The sequence below is a fragment of the Paenibacillus sp. FSL R5-0914 genome (assembly GCF_038004525.1).
Classification (GTDB): domain Bacteria; phylum Bacillota; class Bacilli; order Paenibacillales; family Paenibacillaceae; genus Paenibacillus_AQ.
This window is the reverse complement of sequence record NZ_JBBORH010000001.1, coordinates 2,632,708-2,653,454: the sequence shown is the minus strand read 5'-3', so window position 1 is coordinate 2,653,454 and position 20,747 is coordinate 2,632,708. Positions and strand designations below refer to the sequence as shown.

Below are 20,747 nucleotides of genomic sequence, written 5' to 3'. Positions count from 1 at the left end.
CGTATTCTTTTTTCAATGTGTATAATCAGTTGGCTTTTGCCGTTAATTTGAAGATTTTGGACTCTGCCGGTTCGAGCGTTACTACAAGCTCTCCCGCTGTTTCCCCTTGTGTGCCTTCCCATAGATCAAGCAGTTGGTAAGCTGTTTGACCCTTCAACCCTGCACGCTCCAAGGAGATAGATTTATGAGCAGAATTCACAGCATCATAGTTGAAGACAGCAAGATAGAATACATCATCTTCTGCATCATCAAGTACGAAAGTATCGGAAGCTTGCTTGCCAAGATCCCCTTCGACAGGGTGGAAAGTCTTCCCTAGGCGGGCGACATCCATAATCTCTTTATTGCCCAGCCACGCTTTGGCCCGTGCGGCTGCTTCTTCTTTTCGGAAATCATCGCCTAGCAGAAGTACCGTTCCAGCAATGACCGAAGCAGTCAGTCGGCTCCGTCCTTCATGCCAGCCAGTGGCATCTTGGTTGTGGCTCTTGTAGAGCACGGAATGATCCGGGTCATTGTAATGGTACAAGGTATGACTCATCCACCAGCCATGTGTCAACGAATTCAGCAGATATTCTGTATCGTGTAGCGTGCCGAAGACATCACAGGATACCCGGCGGCTATGCGCAAATGCATAAGGGAACAATGGCGCGATGGATAGATTGATAAAGAACGGCCGACCGATCACCTCTGGTGAGAGCTTGTTCTGCAAGTAAGTCATCCCATAGTGATATGCCGCAATTCCCGTCGTAATTTCCGGATTGTAATGTTGCCCTTCCAGTGCACCATGTGCCAAGAAGTCTAGCTTGACATACTCGAAGCCTTCCGAGATGAATTTATTCGTATACCAATCTATTCTTTGCAGGTTGCCTGGATGTGTCGGGTCAATGGCCAGCCCTCCATCAACATCCGGCAAAATTTCTCCTTCGCTGTCTCGCAGCAAGATATCACCATAAGTGTATTTGCCGTTTGTACCTTCCACGAGATCTCCAAACTGAGCCGGACTTCCCCAGAAGGCAAAAGGCGTCCAGTAAGTTCCCGGTCTATGACCATTCTCCCGAACCAGGTCCAGTGCATTCTTCATTTCTTCTGGTGTGAAATTGTCCCAGAAAGCATCAAAGTTGATGTACAGTGTGTCCTCATTCTGGAATCCTAGCGGCTGCACTTCATTTTTCAGAAAATTACTGGTGGATGTATACAGATCATAATCAAGCTCAGCCATTGCCGCAGACCAGCTATTCCAGCCGATAGGAACGCCGCCATCCCATGACAGAGGAGCCTCTATCCAGGTATTAGCCTGACCGTACGCTTCAAGCCCTTTTCTATAATCATCATAGAACCCTACGAAAACGAGCGGTGACTCTACTCTTGTTCCTTTCACATAACCATGTGGCTGGAAATCGCGGGTCATTTCACTTACAGCGCCGCCGTAAAGATCCAGCTCCTCGATCCCTCCGCTCCGTTCGCTTTTGATACGAATCCCTGTCTTCCACACCTTGTGCGTAATGGAACCCATAATAATTCCCTGCCGGCTTTCCGGCGCGAACAATGCAGTTACTTCATAGCTTTCCGTATCCATCGGCGGCTTCACTACTGTATATCTGACCCACTTGTCGTTGTCGTACGGCACACGCAGAATGCTTGGTTCTTCGGGTTGCCCTGACTCCCCGCCAAGTGACACCGATTTGGTCTGAAGGACAGCCATCCGGTTTGCCTTGATCTCTTCATCGCTTGCGATTACGATTTGCATCAATACAAATGATGAAGATTCATAAATATAGAAATGCTGCTCCAGCTGTGGCAGCAGGGACGTTTCGTGCAAAATGACTACGTGAACACCTTTTCCAAAGCCCTCACGAACTACCACTTCCTGAGACTTCAGTGTGTGGCTCTGATAATGTTCAGTGTTATATTCCCGACCTTGCCAGCGGAATGCACTGCGAATCCCTTTTACATGAGAAGTGTTTCCGCGGGCAACGGATGCTTCACCCGTCCCGAGATCAATCTCTAGATTCACCTCATCATTGGTTACACGGATAAGAGATGCTGTGTCCGTATTCACTTTTACCGTTGTAGCACTATCAGTTAGCATGATTTGCCTCCTTGTTACTGCGTTTTGGACCTTGAAGGCGGCAGGCTCTGTACCTGTGTCCCCCAAGTATGCCCTCATTATAAAGATCAGATAAAGCGTTTTCTATACAACGATCTTCCGATCCATACCGCGATCTAACACATCTAGCACAAACCTAAATCCCCCTAGTATTCATGTCGATGACAAGAAGAAGAGGATGTACATAAAATACTACTCATGCTCAACAATTTCGTATCCACACTCCGTTTTCACCTTCGGGCAGCTAGAAGAGATAGATTAGGGAAAACCTCCCTAAAAAAAGCCAGAAAACACTATATTTCAATGTAATGAGGGAATTCCTCCCTAAAAAACAGAGTGAATTCCAAATTCACCACCAGATCGGATGAATTTCAGGGAGAAATTCCCTGATTGTTAGTCTTGCGAGCAAAAATCTCCGAATTTCAGGGAGTTTTTCCCTAATTGTTGATCAGCATTATATTCGTACAAAAAAACAGCAGCAGGATCCTGTTTTTCAGGTCCCTGCTGCTGTCCATATTCGTATGAAACTGACTATTATTGCTTACCAACTATAAGCTTGTAGGTCTGACCTGCGGTCGTTGGAAAGCTCACCGTTCCATCTACGGAGCGGTCATATTCCATCTCGCTGCCGCCATTACTCACCATAAGCGAAGCATCTGTGCGGATCACACATTCATTGCCTAGAAGGGAGGTAATCTGTGCTTCCACGAGATGGCCTCTATCCCACTGAATGCTAACTTCAAAGCCACCGCGGGCACGTAGCCCCGCCACGCTTCCCTCCTGCCATTCATCTGGCAGTGCAGGCAGCAGATCGAGATACCCGAGGTGAGATTGCAGTAGCATCTCAGCAATTCCGGCAGAAGCGGCGAAGTTACCATCAATTTGGAACGGTGGATGTGCGCCAAGCAGATTGGCATAAACCCCGCCGTGACTATACTGTTCGGACTCCCCGTCCTTCACCAGCCGCAGCATGTTTGAGAGCAGTCGTATTGAGCGGTTGCCATCCCGGAAGCGGCTCCAGAGCGCAACTCTCCAGCCCAGACTCCAGCCCGTGCTCTCGTCCCCACGCCGTTCAAGCGAAGTTTTGGCGGCAGCGAACAGCTCAGGGGTCTCTTCTTCTGACAACTGCCGGCCCGGATAGATACCGACCAAATGCGAGGTATGTCTGTGATACATATCTTCATCCTCAAAGTCTAAGGACCATTCCTGCAACTGTCCGTACTTACCAACCTGCAGTGGCAATAAACGTTCACGAGCACTTACCAATTCTGCACGCAAATCCTCATCCATTCCAAGCGTTTCCGAAGCCTCGATACAATTCGTAAACAGCTCCCAGATGAGCGAAATATCCATAGTAGCACCTGCGCTGACTGCAGCCAAGCCCTCCGCTGTCTGGAATTTATGCTCTGGTGAAGTGGATGGGGAGGTCACAAGCCTTCCGTTACCATCGTCAATAAGCCAATCCAGTGCAAACAGAGCCGCCTCCTTCATCACAGGATAAGCGGAAGTCCGTAAATATTCCTCGTCCCCGCCAAAAGCATAATGCTCCCAGAGATGTTGTGTCAGCCAAACGCCACTCATCGTCCAGTAAGCCCAGCTTGGATCTCCGTCACCATAATCCCCCACCGGTGCTGTCTGTGCCCATAGATCCGTATTATGATGAGCCACCCAGCCTCGGGCACCATAGTTGACTTGAGCAGTCTCTGCACCCATCTTCGCCAAATTTCCGATCATATCCAGCAGCGGCTCATGACATTCCGCCAGATTACAAATTTCAGCTGGCCAATAATTCATCTCTGTATTGATGTTCAGTGTATAGTTGCTACTCCACGGCGGACGGGTAACCGCATTCCATATTCCCTGCAGATTAGTAGCCTGTGTTCCGGGGCGCGAGCTTGCGATCATCAAATAGCGCCCGTAATGAAACAGCAACTCGACAAGACCAGGGTCTTGTGCCGCGTATGTCGTAATCCGTTGCTCCGTGGACATCGACTCCGGGGCTTGCGTCTTACCTAATTGAAGCTTCACTCGGTCAAAAAGTGATCGATAATCCTCGACATGCGCTTGAAGCAAGCTGTCGTAAGACTTTCCATTCACATCTGCCAAGTAAGAAGCTGCAATAGCAGAAGCATCTTTCCCCTCAGTTCCCGGGATTTTGTCAAAGCCATTAAAGCCTGTAGCCGCGCTGAAATAGAAGGTTGCAGCCGTTCCTCCCAACAGATGAATTCCACTACCGTCAACGGTAACTTCCCCAGCCTCCGCTACTACGGAGAGTTGTCCTTCAAAGGCCATGCCCTTGCTCTTGCCAGGTTCTCCGTATTGGATCGGATTGTCACTCCAAAAATAGCTTGGATCAACATGCTCCGGTGCAGTTCCCGAGAGTACAAAGTTATCACCCTGAGCGTGAAGGCTATGCCGAAGCGAACTATCTAGTGTAGCATGTACATTCAGCGCTCCCGGTGCACTTGCAGTCAGACGCAGCACGAGCAACTGATCAGGATGTGAAGCGAACATCTCACGGGTATAAGTAACATTACCAATCTTGTATTCAATGCGGTGAACCGCATGTTCAATATCTAATGTCCGCCGATACGATTGATAAACACCACCATGCTCAAAACGAAGTAGTAAATCTCCGAAAGGCAGATATGATTGGGTGTACGGACCTAGCATCTCTCTAGTCAGGGTGTCCGCTTCTGTACACCGGCCCTCCTGAATCAGCTTTCGAACCTTTGGCAAAGCTTCCTTAGCACCTGGATTGTTCCCATCCTTCGGGAATCCCGACCATAATGTATCCTCGTTTAGACTGACTTTCTCCTGCTCCACACCGCCGAAGATCATACCACCCAGACGGCCATTCCCAATCGGAAGCCCTTCGGTCCATACATTTGCTGGCTTGTCATATTGAAGTTTCATTGGTTCTCTCCCTCACGATCTGTCATGAATTAAATAATGTATTCCCCCAAGTCTGCCATCATTATAAAGATCAGATAAAGCGTTTTCTATACATCGATCTACCGATCCATATCGCGATCTAACACAACCTGCCCTAGCTCATTGAATTAATTATCCTGAATATCGACCTCGCTACAGGCGGTTAAACGTATCGCATCCTCAACACCGGAAAGACAGTTCGTACTTTCCCCACCCATGACAATTTCGTTAGCACTGAAGACCAGTCCGCGGGTGCTCTTGGCACTAAGGACTAACGTTTCACCAGTCTCGAACCTGTTGTTCTTAATAACTATACCCTCATGAACAGGAGTGCTCTCATCAACCTCTGTGTTCTCTGGCGAAATGAAAATAATCGGATGCTCGATGCCCCCGCATTCAATAAAATGATTCTCAGCGATGGTTACATCCTCCACCTTGCCAGACTCATACCAAGACTCCGCATCCAGGGCAACCAGAATCGCACTCATTTGCATCCGATCAAAAACATTCCCCTTAATCTCTACTTTACGCCGTGTTGTCACAAGGATACCGCGGGTCGGTACCCGCGCAAGGTGATTATTTACGACTTCAACCTTCGGTGTCCAGGTTACATTCTCGATCACATCATGGCTGCCAATCGCCTCAGGAATAGGCTGTGCTAAAGTCAATATTAGCTCGCGTGGATTGAGACGCGTAACCTCTATCACTTCATTAGCCGCATAGGTAGTCAGAGAGCCAGAACGAACAAATTCAATTTCGTCTCCCGGATGGAAGGCCGTAAAACCGTAAGTCTGCGGATGCATGAACCGAACCTTCACCCTATTCGCAGACAGCTGCTCCACGATCCGTAGATAGGTACCATGGACATTGACGACGTCATCATGAGAACCGGCAAAACGGCTGTCCGCAACAGTTATTTTACCTCGGCAGCTGGACATGTGGATGAAATCCGCAAAGCCAGTAACCGTTCGGCCTGTCTCCAGGCGCGGCGAAATATCCATGCGTTGAAAGGTGAGATTGTCGCTGAACTGCCCTACAACACCAAGTCCGTGTAAAAAATGCAGCCCCACATCGCTGAAGGTGATGTTAGAGCTTTCCACAATGAAGACACCTACCTGATCGCGAATACCATCACGGCTTTGCAGGACCTGCCCGGGGACAACCTCAGGCTGATGATCAAAATGCAAGCGGAGCTTCATCGGCTCCAGCTCTTCAACCGAATCAGCCAGCTCCGACCAGTTGTCCACCCGCCAAGTCGTATTGCGCAATGGATCATAGGTCTGCATTGGTCCTTCCGAGAAGTTCCAGCCCTCACCGATCCAGACCAGCTTGCCATCCCTGATCTCATAACGCGAATCGGGGTGAACCTGGACATCGAAATAATGAGTACCGCTTTCAGTAATCTCCATCTCTGTCACAGTCGGCCGAGCATAATCGGTATGTAAATTACGAATCTCTACATTTTTGCATCCATCCAGCAAGAACATAGTCTGCTTGCCATGGAAGATAAATAGAGAGCCATTGCCCTCAAATGTTAAATTGTGCAGCCCCTTTAAGAGAATTCCTATAGTCTTGGTGACATCCGGATTCTCTTCTTCACTGGTAGTGTTGGAAATGTAGTAGGGTGCTCGGATGGCCTCTTCCGGATAGAAATGATAGCAGCCTTTTGGACAATCCAGCAGGACCGGCCCAGTTATTTCGGCGGCTGCCTCAATAGCTCTTGTCATGGCTGGCTGAGCATCCAAGCCGGAATCTGGCAGAACACCATAATCAGTCAGGCGGATTACGATAGGAGAAGAATCGACGCTGTGTTCTGTAAAAGAAATGATCAACACCAACTTTCTTAGAATTATAAACGCTTAATAAGAGGCAGTATAATCCTCTAGGTTAGAATAATCAATTGTACATTAGCTGCAAAATGCGCAGACTGGTGCCTTTACTCTGTTCATCCTTTTCCCCTGTAATTCGCACGGTTACTTGCAATTCCTGACGTTGTTCCTCGATTCCGAACATAGCAATAATAGGCCGAAACGCAAGCGGACACCATTCATCGAATAAGTTAACCGCATGAAAGGGACCGCCATTGAGCGAATATTCGAATATCCCACTGTCCGGGCCGTAGAGCAGCAGCAGACCCACACTCTGTCCGGTTACTGTGTAAGAAAAAGATGCCTCTTTGCTATCTGTATATAAATGCTCCGTTCCAAATCGCCAGTTCATCAGTGGATCATCAGGGGTAAGCTCGCGTAGCTCGAACCCATCTGCATGATCAGCGCCTCTGAAATCCAGTAAATTACCGTATTCATAATTTTGCTCCTCCAGAGGAGCAATACTTAACGCGCTTCCGGTATTTGAATGTGTGTTGTCAGGAACAAGAGCTGCATCCAAATATTCCTGTAAAAAAGAAGCATACAGCGCATGTCCGTCATCATTGGGGTGATATCCATCCGGAGCCAGCTCAGTCCACTCCATTTGTCCGGCCTGGGTCTGTGCATAAACTCTAGCTGCAAAATTAACAGATGGAAGATCGTAATGCTCAGCTACTTCTTCGTGGACGGCAATGTTAAAGGGATTGTTCCCTGACAGATTCTTCTCTGCTGCCGTATACAAGAAGCAAATGTCAGTGCCGGGCGACAACCGTCTGCACTGGCGCACAATTCCTTCCAGACCTCTAATGGATTCTTCCCGGTCGTTGCCGTCATTGACGCTAAATTCAACGAATAGAAGATCAATCTTGCCGTATTGCAGGACATGCGACTGTAATCGGTGAGCGCCCAGCGTGGAATTCGTTCCACCCACTCCCGCATTGATGAAGCGGAATTCATGATTCGCAAATCGCACCTGCAGATACTTACCAGTCAGCGCTCTCCAGCTAAATGTGTCCGCGTCGGAAGCACCTGCCCCTTCTGTAATGGAACCACCCAAAAAGGCGACAGTCACCGGCTCCTTTCCCGCAAGTCTTACGCTTGTATTCGGTAGTCCCCGTCTTGGAACCACAAATTGATGATTGCAATGTTTCTCTTCTGTCATGATTGATCCTCCGTAAATAAAAATGTATATTTTTCCTTGAAATCAAGAAATCAGGTGCTGGGGTATATCTTACAGCACCTGATTCTGATTTCAATATTTTATTTTTTAGAAGTTTCGTAAGCCTTTTGCAAGATTTCGAGATAACGATCTAGCTTCAAGTCTTTCAGACCTTTTATATAAGCATCCCAATCTTTATTAAGATCCTTGTTGCCCGTGATGAATTGAAGCTGATTTTGCTCAATGTAATTCTTGATGTTGGTTTGCAGTAAGCTCGCTTCATCGATTTCGCTTGGATCAATCCAAATCGACCAGATCGGGAATAATTCTTTAGGCTCATGTCCCTCATACAGCAGAGTCGCATCATACAATCTACGTTCATAACCGCTGGAAGCGTAGATGTCAGTAGCTTGAACGAAGGTATCACGGTACTCTTTTGGCATATAGAAGTGACCCATGCCGCTCCAGCCCGCATTGCGCGGCGCTTCGCCCTCCGCCATAGGAATGGTCTTGATCACTGGTTTAACATCTTTGTCCAGTGCTACATCGCCTTCTTCTGGATCAGTCCAATCAATGCCCTTCATACCGCTGCCACCATTGGTCTGTCCTTCAGAAGTAAACATGTAGTCTACCATTTTAATTAAAGCGATCTGTGCTTCCTCGCTAGCTTTGTTGGTGATGACAAATTTCGCTCCTGGGGATACGCCACCTGCATCATGAGTCGCATAGGAGATACCTTCCGGTCCGCTAATCGGTGGTACAGGATTGTAGTGTGCCGAGCTTCTATTGCCCGGATCAATATTGACGAAAATCGCAGGGTGCATGCCCGCACCAGCGCCCAGAATTTCCGCATCGGCATTTTCACCGATTTTCTTAAAGGCTTCCGCATTCTGTGTGAATGCCCCTGGATCAATCAAACCTGCGTCAAACAGAGATTTGATATAGGTCAGGCCTTCCTTCCACTCCGGTGTGACAGCCGCCGATTGAACTTTTCCATCCATCATGTTCAGATAATTGCGGTCATCATCGTATACAAATGCATTCATGAGGAATGGTACAATGCGTACACCAAACTCCTCAATGGAGCCACTTAGCGGCACTTCATCTGCTTTTCCATTCCCGTTCGGATCTTGTGTTTTGAAAGCTTCCAGCACTTTTTTGAATTCTTCGGTTGTCTTCGGCATTTCCAGATTCAGCTTCTTCAGCCACTCGGTATTGAGCCACATTTTGCTCGGATAGGAGCAGTGAAAGCACTCTGTGTAAGCGACAAGCCCGTAGATATTACCATCAGGCGCTGTGTTAAGAGTTCTCAAATTATCGTTCTTTTCCATAGCCGCTTTAATATTCGGAGCATATTTATCAATTAGATCGTTCAGAGGAATCAGTACGCCCTGTTTGCCATACTTCAAAAGATCTGCCTGTGAGAACTGATCGATATAGTGAGTGAGCAGGTAAGCATCAGGGTAATCGCCACTAGCAAGTGAGATTTGGCGCTTTTCCTTGGCTCCGTCTGAAGGGTTGATTTCCCATTTGAATTTAATATTGAATTTGTCTTCCACAAATTTCGAAAATTTATTGGTAGGAACATCGATCCCGGATTCCTGAACCGAGAACACGCTGATTTCCACCGGTTTGCTTGCTGATTCCGAGTTACCTGAGTCAGCAGGTGCGGAGGATGTGTTATCTGTATTTTTATTAGCACATCCGCTTAACACCACCGTAAGAATTAATACCAGCACCAATGACAAGGTCATCACACTTTTCTTCAAATCCGATCACTCCCTTTTATAATTTAGGCAGGTACGATATCTTTCTGTCATTTTACTGCGTGCCTCTCCCCCTCTCCAGATTCTGAAAGCTGTGAATTAGCCTTTAACTGAACCGACCAGCATTCCTTGGACAAAATAACGCTGAACAAACGGATAGATAACAAGTACAGGCAGAGTAGCGATAACTATAAGTGCATATTTGAGTAGCTCAGCAAGCTGCTGCCGCTCCACCATTTTCATCGCATCCATTGTACCTGCACTGTTGTTCTGGATAATGATGCTTCGTAAGACAAGCTGAAGCGGGAACAAATTCGCTGATTTCAAATAAATCAAAGCGTCAAAGTATGCATTCCACTGTCCTACCGCATACATAAGGACTAACACCGCGATAATGGGCTTCGATAATGGAATGACAACGCTCCAGACAAACCGCATATCACTGCAACCGTCGATTTCGCTGGCTTCCAGCAGCTCCTCCGGAATGGAGGATTGAAAGAATGACCGGGCAATAATGACCTGCCATACCCAAATCGCGTTTGGTATCAGCAGTGCCCAGCGGGTATCAATCAAATGGAGTTCCTTCACGACCATATAGGTCGGAATCAGCCCGCCGCTGAATATCATCGTAAAGGTGATGATCATCATCAAAGTGTTGCGTCCGAAGAAACCTCTGCGTGATAAAGGGTACGCGATCATGATCGTAAGCACAACACTAATGAACGTCCCTGCGGCTGTATAAAAAATGGAGTTGCCGTAGCCTGTAATGATCTCGGGTGTATTTAGCAGAACCTTGAAACCTTTGAAGGAAATATCTACAGGCCATAACCAGACTCGACCGGAGGTAACGGCTGCTGGACTGCTAATCGAGCTGCTGATGATAAAAATTAGCGGATAAATCACCGCGATGACCACGAGGCTGAGTAGAATATAAATAGTGGTCAGAAATAGCTTATCGCCAGTTGATTCTTTAATTTTTTGTTGAACTGCTGCCATGTGGTTGCTCCTTTCCTACCAGATGCTGTTGTTTGTGATGCGTTTAGCCAAGCCATTCACCGTAAGCAACAAAATAAGGTTGATTACCGAGTTGAATAGACCAACCGCAGTTGCAAAGCTATAATTGGCGTTCAGCAAACCGACCCGGTAGACATAAGTGGCAATGATCTCGGAATTCGCCAGATTGAGCGGGTTCTGCAGAAGATAGACCTTCTCAAAGCCAATAGCCATGACATTCCCAACATTCAAAATCAGGATGATGACGATGGTAGGCACAATACCTGGCAGATCAATATAACGAATTTTTTGAAAGCGTGAAGCGCCATCGACTTTGGCTGCCTCATAAAGCGTAGGATCTATACCGGCAAGCGCTGCTAAATAGATAACGGCACTATAACCCGCAGTCTGCCAAATATCAGACCAGACATAAATCGAACGAAACATTCCCGGTTCTCCAAGGAAATTGATCGACTCCAAACCGAAGAAGTTGAGAGCGATGTTCGCAAATCCAAGACGAGGTGCCATAAATAGCATAATAATGGACACCATGACAACCGTCGAGATGAAATAAGGCGCAAAAGAGACCAGCTGGACGAACTTTTTGAACCTTCCCCCGCGCAATTCATTAATCATGAGCGCAAGGATAATCGGAATTGGAAATCCCGCCAGCAGCAGGTAACCACTAAGCATGATGGTGTTCTTGAGCAGCGTCCAAAACTGCGGATTATCAAAAAATAAACGAAAATTATGAAATCCAACCCATGGACTTCCCCATATACCTTTAATCACGTTGTAGTCCTTGAAGGCTAGAACCGCGTTCAGCATTGGATAATACTTAAAAATGAGGAAAAATAACAGAGGTGGAATCACGAGCAAATGTAGCTGCCAGTGCTTTTTCATACTTCTACGAGCATTTTGTAAAAATACAGAGCCCTTACGCTTCGGTAACGACTTGTGATGTAATACTATTTCTTTCTCCAGAACAATCCCCCCTAAGCAACCGCCAGTAGTTTATGATAGCGCTTTCTACGAGTTGATCATAATTGACTTTTATCCCCAAAGAAAAGGTACACTTGGGCATTTCAGCGTACAAATAACCCTATTCAGGGAGAACAAAATAGCTGTAGAACGGCCATTTTTCCGGAATCAGGCCCCTCTCTGGAGATTTTCAATCTGGACAATTCTACCGGCAGTTGAATAAAGCGCATGAGACAATTCAACCAACGCTTGATAGGATTGCGTTTGCAGAAATGCTATGCTGTTTTTGACAGTGCGCACTGTACATTTTGTTTTATTGGAGGTATACAATGCTCGACTTGCGTAAAATTGGAGCTTATATTTCGAAGCTTCGCAAAGACCAGGATTTGACCCAATTGGAACTTGCCGATCAACTGAATGTAAGTCATCAAGCGGTATCGAAATGGGAACGGGGCGACTCGCTACCCGATATCGGAACGCTTCCGAAGTTTGCGAGGTTATTCGGCAAAACGGTAGACGACATTTTAAATGCAGGAGACAATACAGAAAATCGGGAGCACCCGCACCTAGGAACGATCGTTGAGGAGATCGCAGAGAACAGGCCGGAACAAGTTGCAGAGATGGTCAATACCGGAGAGGCGGAGGTGGAGGAGCTTGTAGAAGTAGCGCCATTTGTAAAAGCAAGCGCTCTGCATAAGGTTACAGAACGATTAGACAGCAGCGTCCTTAAGTTAGACGTGATCATGAAGCTGGCTCCGTTCCTTGGAACAGGTACATTGGATGAACTGGTTCGTCAGGCAGAAGAGGGCGAAATTGTGTGGAATACCATTACTGGACTCGCTCCGTTCGTCAGCAGCGACACATTAAGTCGACTGGTAGATAAATCGATTGACGGTTCCTTAGAAGTGCACAATCTTGTTGGGATTGCCCCATTTCTGGAAAGAGAACATGTAGATCGCTTGGTACAACAAGCAGAAGAGAGCAGCTTGAGCTGGCATTCCGTTCAAGGGCTGGCACCCTTTATTAGCAGAGAAACATTAAACCGCTTGGTAGACCGGGTTGCAGACGGCACTATCGATGCGGACCAGATCATAAGCCTCACACCTTTTCTGGACAGGGAGAATCTCGAGAAGTTGATTGGTGGAGTCGAAGCTGAACATCTTAGCCCAGATCTGCTGGCAAGTCTTGCTCCTTTCGTCGATCAAGGGACATTGAGCAGAATGGTGACAAGCTTATTAAATAAAGTAAAGTAGACACGTATATCGGAGATCAGAGATCGGTGATCCATAGACCGTCGGCGATCCTCAAAGCTATCGGGAAACGTTAGTTGAACGACAACAGCGGCAGTCTAAGACTTTATTTATCAAGTCTTGGTCCGCCGCTGCTTCTTTTAATGAATCAGTCTAATACTTAATTTTCACCAAACAACTGTTTATTCATCAATAGACTGTCTATAAGCGCTCGGTGAAACGCCGATTAACCGCTTGAAGGCCCGTCTGAAAGAATGTGAACTGTTATAGCCCACCCGCATAGCAATCTCATCGACCGTATACCGACTATCTTTGAGCAAAATCACAGCCTGATCCATTCTCACTTTTATCAGATGATCAGAGAAATTGACACCGGTAACCTCTTTAAACAATTGAGAAATGTATTTTTCAGGCCGTTCCACCTGTTCAGCTACCCGGTACAGACTCAGCTCTGTATCCGAATAATTTTCTACGGTATATTCCTTGATCTGCTTAATAATCTGAATATGAACATCCTTCTTTTTATTTGCAATAAGTCCGCACAGTTCTTCCATAATGACAAAAAATTCGGTCTGAATCATTTCGAGTCGTTCCGATGAACCAATGTCTATGACCCTCCGCTTCACACTCTCGATGTCCGGGTATTCTGTAAAAGCCTTTTGATCCAGAAGCTTAAGAAACGTCCCTTTTATTTCACCAACAAGCTGTTGCTTCATTTCCATGGATAATTCACGCTGTTCCATGTTCTGGGCAACAATCGCACGGACAATCCGTTTAGCCTCTTCTAGCTCTCCAGCCCGAATGGTACTGATCAGACGTTGCTCTGTATCCAGTGGATAATAGTAGGTCGTATTCTCATTTTGGGCTTCGCTACTCCATACAATTCCTTTTTTATTCATGTAGACGGCATATTCCAGAGCTTGCTTGGCTTGGTCAAAGGAAAGGCTAACCTCCGTTATTTCTGTGAAAAGATCACCGAAGCCCCCCTGAGTAGTAATACGGTACTCATTAAAAACGTACTGCGCCAAATTCTCCAGAATGTTAGTGATATTTTCTGCCTCATACGCTTTGTCGGTCTCTTCTTCCTTGGAGAAAAACAGAGTTACCACTTTGTCGGAGCCCATATCCGTCATTAGTACATCCACTCCGAGATCCGATAGGGACTGCTTCAGCAGCAAACGGGAAGCATTCAGCTCATTGAGAATCTCAACGCTGTCCATACCGGCATAGCCGTTAATCTGAACAATTCCTACATATCCAGTGTTCTGTTTCAAGTTAATCCCCACCTGCTCGGCGGCAGTGAGAATCTCATCATGCGTTTTGAATTCACCTGCTAATAACCGCTTCAGAAATGCATCCCTGACCAACGGCAGCTGACGATTAAGTTCGGTTTCCAGCAACTTGTTCTTGGTGATCATATTGGCAATATTTCCGCTTAAAAAGTCAAATTCATTCTTGGCGGAGGCCTCTTCCTTGCCAAATTGCTCCTTCATGACGCTAAGCATATGGTTGATTGGAGCGCTGTTACGGTAAGCTAATATTAGTCCAACTATCAAGCCGATGAGTAATGTTCCTCCCGTAATTTGTATGGACATTTGCTTGATCTTGTTAGCATTCTCCATCAAAATATGCCGGGGAATCCCTGTCTGGTATACCCAGCCGTTCGAATCAGAACGAGTCGTGATCACTAGATCGTCTTCATAGAACTGACTAACCTTGTTTTTATCAAAATCCGAATCAGCGGTCATATGGGCCATTTTCTGCTCATCACTTCCCTGCAGAACAATCGTATTTCCTTCAGCATCGCTGATATGAACCCAGCCTCCGTATCGCTCAGTTAGACCAGATAATAGACTAGAAATGATTTTCTCGTCTATGATCACTACCGCGACAGCTGGTGAGGAATCGTTGAAACTATCCAGAGGGAGTGACTGCATATAGGTAATAACGGAGGTTTGCATGCCCCTGCTAACATAGTCACTGAGTGGCTTGATTTCACTGCGGTGGGTTTTCTCAAGCACTTCTTTGGTCCAATCCTGTAGCGAAAGATCCTTATAGTTGAAATTAGAGTAGTAATGTTCCGGCCGGTAAGAAGAACCTGGGGTTAGAATAAGATTATAATTGGCGAGGTAAATATAATAGTTTTGCAAAAAATCATTCGTCTGACCGAAAGTCAGGACATTCCGCATCGTTCTCCAAATGCCATACACGTTCGTCTCATTGTCTCTTTCATTCATCAGAACGTTTAGCTCTTGGTTGACTGCCAATTGCCTGGTAAACCCTTCTACTTCCGCCATGCGGCGCTCCAATATTTCCTGACTTTTCTGGAGCTGGGTGATCCCGTTCTCAATAGAGATAGACTCTGTCACAGAAATCGAAGTCAGATAGGACATATATCCGCCAATGCTGGGAATGACCAAAATGACTACATAGGAGATTAAGAATTTACGAAAGATATTGGAATATTTAAGCGTAGTGACCCCTCCCCTAATATCATTTCGATAGCGCTATCATTACCATAGATTAAAACATTTTACTTAATAGTCAAGTGTGCAAACCCAATTTTACAGGTGCTAAAACTTTCAGAACTGGATAAAAAGCACCGATATACGCCGTTATCACTGCTTTTTATTCACCATCCGAATTTTTTTATCTTTCCAGTGTGTTAACCCTTCTAAGTTGTACCCATCGTATGGCGGGTAGAACGTGAAGGCACAAAACCGAATTCCTCCTTGAAACGATCCATAGCATACAAAGGCTTATATTCTTGACCGGAAAAATGATAATAATCCAAATTATAATCATTCCCCACCAACGGGGTAAGGAGCTCAGCCACTGGCAAATTGCTGCTAGCATCCGGCCCAACCAGATTGAGAGTTCTTACCCCCGGCTTAAGTGGAGATTCCAGTGCCGCAGTAATTCCCTCCACCACATCCTCAGCATGGACATGCCCCAGTGTGATGAACGGGAGCGTTGGCTTGGATCCTGTCTTCAAGACAGGAGGAATCCAACCTGGGGAGGCTACAGCTCCAAAGCGAAGATTGATAAAGTCGGTATCTTTATGATTGCGATGAAAATACCGGGTCAACTCCTCGACCATAGCCTTGCTTAGCCCATAGGCATCCGCTGCCAAACAGGGATGATCATCTGGGATAGGCAGCTCAAGCGAAATAAAATCCTCAGTGAGTCCACCCACCACGGCAATGGAGCTCGCTGTGATGAACTTTTGGCAACCGTGGTCAAGCAGATATCGGTACAATCTCCTTGTTCCCAGCACATTAACAGCAAGGCTTTCCTCCTCAGTAGAGCCGCCAGTAACTGCGGCAAGATGAATCACCGCCTGAATATCATACGAGTCCAGCCTGCTCAAATCCTCCGCCGAATCAAAAGAACCCTGAACATACGCAAAAGCCCCTTCCGGAGCTTGGCGTGACAGACAAATCACTGTATGTTTATCTGCCAAATACTTGGCTAGAGCCGTTCCGATAAATCCACTTGCTCCGGTAATTAGAATATTCATGCTCATCTCCCCTTCTTTTTCTCATCTCATATCATTCAGAAAAAAGGGGCCAAAGAAGGCCCCTCCGTTCATTCATCGCTCAACTTATTCTGTCCACTGTTCTCCGCCTTGTGTACTAGGCTTCGAGATATGGTCGGTCGATGCCTCCTCAATATCACCGAATGCCCAGTGGGAGACTGGAACATCGTTCCACCCTGACTGTGTGACACCCATAAGCGGGCCCCTGCCCAAAACTCTGTTGATAGCTGTAACGGCTTCCGCACGAGTAAGCTTGGAATTCGGGCGGAAAGTTCCGTCACTGTAGCCATTCATTATGCCTATATCTTGGGCTTTCTTTATCGCTGCCTGTGCCCAGTGACCGGTGATGTCAGAGAAGCCGCGACCCGATGTTGTAGAATTCGGGCTCAGCATGGCTGTTAAACTAGCCATTTCTGCACGCGTCAATGGTTGATTAGGCTTAAAAGTACCATCAATATAACCGTTCATTAGTCCCATCTTAGCTACTTTCGCAATAGCATCTGCCCCCCAATAGCTGGAGGGAACATCACTGAATGTTACGCCTGATCCAGTGGCCTCTTTCTCAGCAACCTTCGCTAGGATGGTTGCCATCTCAGCACGGGTAATGGGAGCATCGGGTTTAAAGAAGCCTCCCGGATATCCGTTGATATACGCCGAATGTCGCATCGTCTCGGCATCATCCTTCCCATCAGTTCCAGATGCCGGAGTTGGCGTCGGAGTCAGGGTAGGTGTGGATGAAGGCTGAGCTGGTATAGACGGCCCCCCTGCATCGGTCGGTGTAGGTGTTGCTGTCGGCGTTGGTGTTGGAGGTTCTGTAGGGTTCGTTGTTCCGCCATCACTGGTTGAGACTGTGAATTTCAATTGATCTGTCAGCATGAGATTACCTGATTTCTTCACAGCTTTAAGTGTGTGTAAGCCGCTTGCCAATCCAGAAATACTGTAAATCTCCTGTTGTGTCAGTCGACTCTGACTATAAGTATTCACGGTCTGAATCCATTGTCCGTCCACATAAATATCTACTTCACCTTGATCTGGACCCGTAGGTGTGATCAAGCGGATTCCAGTGCCCTTGAAGGTATATTCAAAGGAATCGCCTTCCACTGTCGTTGAATGCACATCATTAAGATAATCGCCACCAATAGTAAAGCTGAGGTTCAGCTTTCCCACTGGTTGTGATGCGAGATAAGATTTGTTCAGTGTAACACGGTCACCAGCTACCGTATAATCGGTCCCAGGAACCAGATGATATGATCCATTCGTAATGCCTATAAAGCTTTCCGGCTGTTGTAGAAGTGTAATCTCAATGTCCTGCTGAGCAGAAAGCGATTTATCAAAGCTCGCTGCGACCGGATTAATCATATTCGGAATCTCTACCTTGAGCATGTCAAGCAGCATGAATCTGCCTGATTTTTTCACAGCCTTGAGTGTGTGTTGTCCATCTGTAAGCCCAGAGATACTGTACAGAATCTGCTGTGACAATCGCCCGTTTCGATAAGCGCTTACCGTGCCCTTGAATTGATCGTCTACATAGATATCCATATCCCCTTGTGATTCGTCTACCTCAGTGAACAGTTGAATCCCTGTTCCTCTGAAGGTATATTCAAAAGAATCACCATTTTGCTCCGCATACTGCACATCGTCATTGTAGTCGCCCATTCCTCTTCCACTACTGCGGGACCAAGTACCGTTATATTTGATTCCCGGATCGTCATTATTAACCATCACATAACGGATGCCTGTAGAATCGCTAATGTGTACCGCTAGCGTCTGTGGATCACCGGCGTTAAAGATGATGTTAAGACTTGTTATGCCAGCAGATTGCTGTGCAAGATATTCCTTCTTAATGGTCAATTTGTCATTAGTCACCGTATAATCTTCTTCGCGGAGTGCCACTCCATTATTCTCAATACCACTCAGCGTATTACCATGCAGATTAAGCGTGACTGTGACATCCTTCTGTTGTTCCGTTGCTTTATCAAAACCAGCGGAAGTCGGAGTGATAGAACTGTTCTGACCCCCAGCCGGACTTTCTGTTGTCACTCTCAGCGCGTCGAGCAGCATATAATTTCCCGATCCCTTGCTCACCTTAAGCGTGTGAGGGCCGTTAGAAAGTCCTGATACACTATAAAGAGATTGTTGTACCTCTCTCGGTCCACTTGTATACGCATTTACAGTCTGTGCAACCCCATCGTCTAATGTAACAATCATTTCTCCTTGCGATTCATGCTTTTCCGTCAGCAGCTCAATGCCTGTTCCCGTAAAGGTGTACTCGAAAGAATCACCGTCCTTCTCTGTATAATGCACATCGCCATTATAATCTCCATGTTCTCGGGATGAGCTTACCTGCCATATGCCGTTGTATTTAATGCCGCTGTCATTATCATTAATGTAAACCACATCCGTAACAGTGGTATTGCTTGCCGAAGCTGAATCCGCAGCAGGGTCAGCCCCAGAGTTAAGAGCATCCTCTTGAGGAGTACTGGTAGCAGCAGCCGAGGAATCCTTAATTGTAATGCTCAGATCCTGCTTCCCCTCTAACAGCTCCTTGCCTCCATTTCGCTTCCAATCTCCGCTGTAGCGCATCCCTGTATCATCGTTATTGACAGCTGATGTGCCGCTTAGCGCGGTTACTTTAAGCATGCGAGAGGCATGGGGTTCAAGGATGCCACCGCTGAATTCCTTCTCAAAGGTTCCCAGCTCGGAATGGCTCCATAGGTCGCGCACTGAAGCCGGACCATCAAGGCCAAGATCACTCCATTTGACTTTAACCTCCGCACCCCGACTACCCAGATTGAACAAAGCAACGCTGTAAGTCCCATCTCCATTATTGGCATACCATACCTGCTGCTGGGTATCCATCGATACCGGATGACCAGGACGTCCGGCTTGGTTTACGGCAATAACCTCATCATTGGTAAGCAGTTCTAGTCCATAACTGTCCAGCCGTGTCATGTCATTCCCTGTATAGAGCGGCACGGAAGAAATGGACCAGAACGTCATCGCGGTCTTTCGCTCGTCCTTGGTCAGACCATCCATGGAGCCGTTACCAACGTTCAGAGAATCGAAGTCGTTCCAACCGCCAGGGCCTGCATCCCGCCACCAAAGTGCTGCTTTGGGGAATAATCGGGAAATACTCGGCCATGCTGTCAACCCACTGCCGTCATAAGATTCAACATCCCAATCAATTCGCCAACCGTTAGCATATTTTTTCCAGAATTCTACGTAATTGTGGTCGAGCGCCCAGGATAGCTCAAACCAGATGTTATTTCTATCCAAAGCCTTGGACCATGCTTCTACATCGCCGCGTGCATCCCGGCTCAAGTTGTCAATCCCCGACCCAGGGGTTACGCTGTCGAATTTGACGAAATCGATCCCCCACTCACCAAGCATATCTGCAATGGAATCCACATACTTCTGGGCACAGGGATTCGTGAAATCAATTTTATAGGTGTAGGAATTCCAATAATCCATAATGGTAAGCGGCTTGGCCGTAATATCCTGAATACGACATTCGCCGCCTGTCCCATACACCTCAAGATTTCGGTTATATGCATCGATAGATACCCCCGGGATCAGATAGATCCCAATCTTTTGTCCATTATTATGAACATAGTCAATGACCTCCTGAAATCCGTTCGGATAAAGGACTTCACTAGGAATAGGTCTCCCGTATTCATCCATATCTCCATTCCAGCCCGCATCAATATTAATATATTCATATCCATGGGCTTGCAGCTTCTCATGCATCGCATCCGATTGCTTCTTAACGCTCTCCGCCGATGTCCAGTTTCCTGCCCCATCATAAACTTGCATACTGTAACTGCTCCAGCCCATATACGGCTTTTGAGCCATACTCTTTTCCGCCGCTTGCGCAACATTGCCTTTCATTCCTGTAAAACCGAACTGTGCTGCTGCAATAATGAATACTAGCAGACTCATACCCAATCTTTTTCCCATTCGCTTCAAATCATCCTTACCCCCTCATGAAATGTGGTCAAAATTACTTTGATAGCGCTTTCTTTCGGAAAGATCATAATTGAATATGGATTTCCAAGATAGGTACATTTCGGTATTTTACGTACAAATAACCCCTAAATAGAGGGGCAAATAAACAGCCTAACAAACATAATTCCCTCGATTCTATGGAACTTAGT

The 20,747-nt window shown here is 46.7% G+C and carries 11 protein-coding genes; 1 reads left to right on the top strand and 10 read right to left on the bottom strand.

Annotated elements, in window-relative coordinates; all coding sequences use genetic code 11:
- Nucleotides 1–25 precede the first annotated feature (25 nt).
- The 7 genes from MKX60_RS11675 to MKX60_RS11645 form a co-directional block, all read right to left on the bottom strand.
- On the bottom strand, nt 26–2,086 hold the full coding sequence (locus MKX60_RS11675; protein ID WP_341059845.1) for an alpha-galactosidase: 2,061 nt from the start codon (nt 2,084–2,086) through the stop codon (nt 26–28).
- Between the two features lie 552 nt (nt 2,087–2,638).
- Nucleotides 2,639–5,020 (bottom strand): glycoside hydrolase family 95 protein, encoded by a 2,382-nt coding sequence (locus tag MKX60_RS11670; protein WP_341059843.1) that lies wholly within the window; start codon nt 5,018–5,020, stop codon nt 2,639–2,641.
- Nucleotides 5,021–5,166: 146 nt separating this feature from the next.
- Nucleotides 5,167–6,870 carry an alpha-1,3-galactosidase-related protein gene (locus MKX60_RS11665; RefSeq protein WP_341059841.1) on the bottom strand — a complete coding sequence of 568 codons (1,704 nt, stop codon included), beginning with the start codon at nt 6,868–6,870 and terminating at the stop codon, nt 5,167–5,169.
- 64 nt (nt 6,871–6,934) lie between these two features.
- Nucleotides 6,935–8,068 carry an SGNH/GDSL hydrolase family protein gene (locus MKX60_RS11660; RefSeq protein ID WP_341059839.1) on the bottom strand — a complete coding sequence of 378 codons (1,134 nt, stop codon included), beginning with the start codon at nt 8,066–8,068 and terminating at the stop codon, nt 6,935–6,937.
- A gap of 98 nt (nt 8,069–8,166) precedes the next feature.
- Entirely contained in the window at nt 8,167–9,819 is a 1,653-nt protein-coding gene (locus MKX60_RS11655; RefSeq protein WP_445670757.1) for an extracellular solute-binding protein, read from the bottom strand.
- Nucleotides 9,820–9,930: 111 nt separating this feature from the next.
- Entirely contained in the window at nt 9,931–10,827 is an 897-nt protein-coding gene (locus MKX60_RS11650) for a carbohydrate ABC transporter permease (RefSeq protein WP_042190759.1), read from the bottom strand.
- A gap of 15 nt (nt 10,828–10,842) precedes the next feature.
- On the bottom strand, nt 10,843–11,727 hold the full coding sequence (locus MKX60_RS11645; protein WP_143759569.1) for an ABC transporter permease: 885 nt from the start codon (nt 11,725–11,727) through the stop codon (nt 10,843–10,845).
- Between the two features lie 407 nt (nt 11,728–12,134).
- Between MKX60_RS11645 and MKX60_RS11640 the strand changes: the two genes are divergently transcribed.
- Nucleotides 12,135–13,058 (top strand): helix-turn-helix transcriptional regulator, encoded by a 924-nt coding sequence (locus MKX60_RS11640; RefSeq protein WP_076284721.1) that lies wholly within the window; start codon nt 12,135–12,137, stop codon nt 13,056–13,058.
- A gap of 179 nt (nt 13,059–13,237) precedes the next feature.
- Here the strand turns inward: MKX60_RS11640 and MKX60_RS11635 are convergent, their stop codons facing one another.
- From MKX60_RS11635 to MKX60_RS11625, 3 genes are all read right to left on the bottom strand, one after another.
- Entirely contained in the window at nt 13,238–15,448 is a 2,211-nt protein-coding gene (locus tag MKX60_RS11635; protein ID WP_341059837.1) for a helix-turn-helix domain-containing protein, read from the bottom strand.
- Nucleotides 15,449–15,729: 281 nt separating this feature from the next.
- Nucleotides 15,730–16,575: an NAD-dependent epimerase/dehydratase family protein gene (locus MKX60_RS11630; RefSeq protein WP_341059835.1), complete on the bottom strand. Its 846-nt coding sequence runs from the start codon at nt 16,573–16,575 to the stop codon at nt 15,730–15,732.
- Between the two features lie 84 nt (nt 16,576–16,659).
- Nucleotides 16,660–20,550 (bottom strand): X2-like carbohydrate binding domain-containing protein, encoded by a 3,891-nt coding sequence (locus MKX60_RS11625; RefSeq protein WP_341060298.1) that lies wholly within the window; start codon nt 20,548–20,550, stop codon nt 16,660–16,662.
- Nucleotides 20,551–20,747: the final 197 nt, after the last annotated feature.